This window comes from Tardiphaga sp., from assembly GCF_025356345.1.
Taxonomy (GTDB): domain Bacteria; phylum Pseudomonadota; class Alphaproteobacteria; order Rhizobiales; family Xanthobacteraceae; genus Tardiphaga.
This window is the reverse complement of the sequence record NZ_JANXTC010000029.1, coordinates 1-4,214: the sequence shown is the minus strand read 5'-3', so window position 1 is coordinate 4,214 and position 4,214 is coordinate 1. Positions and strand designations below refer to the sequence as shown.

General features: G+C 66.1%; 6 protein-coding genes. All 6 read right to left on the bottom strand.

Annotated features, from left to right (window positions below; translation table 11 throughout):
* A partial coding sequence (locus Q0S16_RS01410) for a Maf family protein (RefSeq protein WP_295844201.1) occupies positions 1-412 on the bottom strand: 412 nt, incomplete at its 3' end.
* Positions 413-531: 119 nt separating this feature from the next.
* The gene (locus Q0S16_RS01405; RefSeq protein ID WP_295844199.1) at positions 532-999 is read right to left on the bottom strand and encodes a low molecular weight phosphatase family protein; all 468 of its coding nucleotides are present in this window, start codon (positions 997-999) and stop codon (positions 532-534) included.
* Between the two features lie 73 nt (positions 1,000-1,072).
* Complete coding sequence (locus tag Q0S16_RS01400) at positions 1,073-1,567, bottom strand: UPF0262 family protein (protein ID WP_295844197.1); 495 nt, start codon at positions 1,565-1,567, stop codon at positions 1,073-1,075.
* Entirely contained in the window at positions 1,567-2,859 is a 1,293-nt protein-coding gene (gene hisD / locus Q0S16_RS01395; RefSeq protein WP_295844193.1) for a histidinol dehydrogenase, read from the bottom strand. Before hisD ends, Q0S16_RS01400 begins: the two co-directional genes overlap by 1 nt.
* A gap of 102 nt (positions 2,860-2,961) precedes the next feature.
* Positions 2,962-3,408: a DUF2948 family protein gene (locus Q0S16_RS01390; protein WP_295844192.1), complete on the bottom strand. Its 447-nt coding sequence runs from the start codon at positions 3,406-3,408 to the stop codon at positions 2,962-2,964.
* Between the two features lie 35 nt (positions 3,409-3,443).
* On the bottom strand, positions 3,444-4,214 hold a 771-nt coding region (locus tag Q0S16_RS01385; RefSeq protein ID WP_295844191.1), incomplete at its 5' end, for a UDP-N-acetylglucosamine 1-carboxyvinyltransferase.

The following is a 4,214-nucleotide window of genomic DNA, read 5'->3' as shown; positions in this document are numbered from 1 at the left end:
GCTTGAAGCGGACCTTGGTCTCGATCAGGCGCTGCCGGAAGCTCTCCTTGGGGGTGACGATGCAGATCGCCGTATAGACGCGATGGTTTCGGCCGGACAGCAGCCGCAGGCACTGCGAGGCCTCGTCGACCAGCTCCGCCTTGGGCAGGATGCGGCGGCCCACCGCGACCACGGTATCCGCGGCCAGAATAAACGATCCGCGCAACTCGTCGTCGAGCTGCACCGATTTCAGCGCCGCCTCGGCCTTGGCACGGGCCAGGCGGTTGGCGCAGGCGCGGGGCAATTCACCACGCTTCGGCGTCTCGTCGACATCGGCGGGACGCAGCGCGTCGGGCTCGATGCCGGCCTGGTTGAGCAGGCTGAGGCGACGGGGCGAGCCGGAGGCGAGAACGAATTTGGGACGGCCGAGCATGCGGGTTTATCGATCCTGGAAGAGCGCGCGGAACCTAACGGAAGGGGGAAGCGGCGGCAACCTGCCCAGATCGGTGATTTCGGGGCGCGAACGCCGCCCGCGCCCCGGGACGACGCGTGCTACCCGCTCGCGGCGCCGCCTTTGGCAAAGCGCTTGCGGATTCGCAGCAGCAGGCTGTCCAGCACTTCGCGATAGGCCTGCAGCTTCTGCTCGCGGTTGCCTTCGACGCCGGAGGGGTCCTGGGTCGGCCAGTATTCGACATCGGCAGCGTTGGTGCGCGTCAGTTCCAGCGCCTTGTGATGCGCCTCCGGCGACAGCGTGACGATGAGGTCGAAGTTCAGGCCTTCCCAGTCGTCGAGCTCCTCGAAGGTGGTCGGCTTGTGTTTGGAAACGTCCTGGCCGAGTTCTTCCATCACCGCGACCACGAACGGATCGAGTTCGCCCTTCTTCACGCCGGCGGACTTCACGTACAGCGCCTTGGGAAACATCTGCTGCAGCAGGCTGGCCGCCATCACCGACCGGATGCTGTTCTGGCCGCAGGCAAACAGCACGGCCTGCGGCGTGCGCGCGCGAGGCGGCGCGGACATCGCTCAGGCCTGCTTGTTCTGGCGCATGATGTGGCCCGAAACCCGGCCTCCACGTTTCGGAATCATGCGCGGCTCACCCCTTCCAGTGCAGCACGGAGATCAGCGTGAACAGCCGCCGCGCGGTCTCGAAATCGATCCGAACCTTGCCGTTCAAACGCTCCATCAGGGTGTGCGAGCCCTCGTCGTGGATGCCGCGACGGCCCATGTCGATGGCTTCGATCTTGTCGGGGGTCGCGGTGCGGATCGCCTGATAATAGCTGTCGCAGATCATGAAGTAGTCCTTCACGATGCGGCGAAACGGCGTCAGCGACAACAAATGCGCCACCACCGGCGCCCCGTCCTCGCGGCGGATGTCGAACATCAGCCGGTTGCCGGTGATGCCGAGATGCAGCGTGAAGGGGCCCGTACCGGCGCCATCCGGCGCGAACAGGTTCTTCTCGACCAGGTCGTAGATCGCGATGGCGCGTTCGTGCTCGATATCCGGCCCGGAACGGCCGATCGACTCCTCATCGAGCGTCACCGCCACGATGCGGTTGTCGGTGTCATCCCCTGGTGGCGAGGTGTTCATCACAGATTGAGGCGCAATCCAACCGAACGTGCGTGGGCATCGAGGCCTTCGGCCCTGCCCAGCGTCATCGCAGCCGGTCCCAGCGCCCGCAGCTGGTCCGGCCCGCATTTCAGGATCGACGTTCGCTTCATGAAGTCAAGCACCCCGAGCCCGGAAGAGAACCGCGCCGAACGCGCCGTCGGCAGTACATGGTTGGAACCGCCGACATAGTCGCCGATCGCTTCCGGCGTATGCGGGCCGAGGAAGATCGCGCCGGCGTTGCGAATCCGCAGCGACAGCGCCTCCGGATCGGCGGTCATGATCTCGAGATGTTCGGCGGCGATCGAATTGGCCAGGGTCACCGCCTCGTCCAGCGTCTGCACCATGATGATGGCACCGTAATCGGTCCATGACTTGCGCGCGATCTCCGCGCGCGACAGCGTGGCGAGCTGCGCTTCCACGGCGCGCACGACGTCGTCGGCCAGCGCCTGGCTGTCGGTGATCAGGATCGACTGCGCGTTGGCGTCATGCTCGGCCTGGGCCAGCAAATCGGCGGCGATCCAGTCGGCATTGCCGGTATGGTCGGCGATCACCAGCACCTCGGAGGGGCCGGCGATCATGTCGATGCCGACACGGCCGAATACCTGGCGCTTGGCGGCGGCGACATAGGCATTGCCGGGGCCGACGATCTTGGCCACCGGCGCGATGGTTTCGGTGCCATAGGCCAGCGCGGCGACGGCCTGGGCGCCACCGACCCGGTAGATCTCCGAAACGCCGCCAAGATGCGCGGCGGCCAGCACCAAGGGATTGAGCTTGCCGTCCGGCGACGGCACCACCATCACCACCCGATCGACGCCGGCGACCCTGGCCGGCACCGCGTTCATCAGCACCGACGACGGATAGGCCGCGGTGCCGCCGGGGACGTAGAGGCCAACAGCCTCGATGGCGCTCCAGCGCCAACCGAGTTCGACGCCCAGCGCGTCGGTAAAGCGGTCGTCCTTGGGCAGTTGGCGGCGGTGAAACAGCTCGATGCGGTCGCTGGCGAATTTCAGCGCGTCGATGGTCTCGCGGTCACAGGCCGCCACCGCCGCCTCGACCTCGGCCGGGGTAATGCGCAGGCCGGACGCATCGAGCTTGAGCCGGTCAAATTTTTCGGTGGCCTCCAGCAAAGCCGCGTCGCCGCGCAGCGCCACGTCATCGACAATGGCCCGGGTGGCGGTTTCGATATCGGCCGCGACCTCGCGCTTCATGGTAAGGAAGGCGCGGAATCGCACCGCGAAATCGGCACTGCTGGAATTGAGGCGAATGGGCATGGATGTGTCCTGACAGGGTCTTGCCGGCCAAGCCCCCCCTGTCCAATGGCGCGACAGTCCGGGGCCGTCAACCCCGGGGGCTGGCCATGTCCGGGACCCGTCCTATGCGTCCAGACCAGAGGCCTCACCGACATCGCTGCCGCCCAGAACATCCGGACCGAGATCCGCCAGTTCGACTTCGAGGCACTCGACGTCGAGCCGCAGCGCGCCGCCATCCGCGAACATCAGGACGGCACTGCCGCCGGGCGCCTCGCCGGGATGAAACTCGATGCCAAGCAGCTCCAGGGCCGTTTCAGGCCCCTGCAGATCGATATCGCGGGACTTGCAGGCCAGCACCCGGTCAAACCGCAGCGCGGCAAGCAGGCGGCGCGGGGCGACCTCGCCGGAGACGGTCTGATCCCAGTCGAGCCGGTTCATGCCGATCACCAGCCGCTTTTCGCCCTGCCGCCAGATGATGTCGCTGATCTGTACCGCGGCATCCTGAACATGAGCGGAAATCACCGCGAGATCATCGGCATCCAGAGCAATCAGCTTGCGTAGCCCGGTCACGGTTGCCCCGATCCTTCGAAAATCTCTGACGAACCCTAACCGCTGATGCGCTCGATGGTGGCGCCGCAGGCGGAGAGCTTTTCCTCGAGCCGCTCGAAGCCGCGGTCAAGGTGATAGATGCGATTGACCATGGTCTCGCCTTCGGCGACCAGGCCCGCGATGACCAGCGACACTGACGCTCGCAAATCCGTGGCCATCACCGGCGCGCCGCGCAATTTGGCGATGCCATCAATGGTCGCGGTTTCGCCATCGAGATGGATCTGGGCGCCGAACCGGGCCAGTTCCTGGACATGCATGAAGCGATTCTCGAAGATCGTCTCGGTGATGTGCGACGTGCCCTTGGCGCAGGCCATCAAGGCCATCAATTGCGCCTGAAGGTCGGTCGGAAATCCCGGGAACGGGGCCGTCGACACATTCACCGGGCTGATCCCGGCGCCGTTGCGGGCGACGCGGATGCCGTCATTGTTCACGGTGATGGTGGCGCCGGCCTGGGTCAGCACATCCAGCGCCGATTGCAGCAGTTCGGGCCGCGCCCCGGACAATTGGACGTCGCCGCCGGTCATCGCCACCGCCATCGCATAGGTGCCGGTCTCGATCCGGTCCGGCAGCACCGGATGCTGCGCACCGTGCAGTCTGGCGACGCCTTCGATGGTGATCTTCGGGGTGCCGGCACCCGTCACCCGGGCTCCCATCTTGTTCAGGCAGTCCGCGACATCGACGATTTCCGGCTCGCAGGCGGCATTATTGATGATGGTGATGCCCTTGGCCAGCGTCGCCGCCATCAGCGCCACATGGGTGCCGGACAC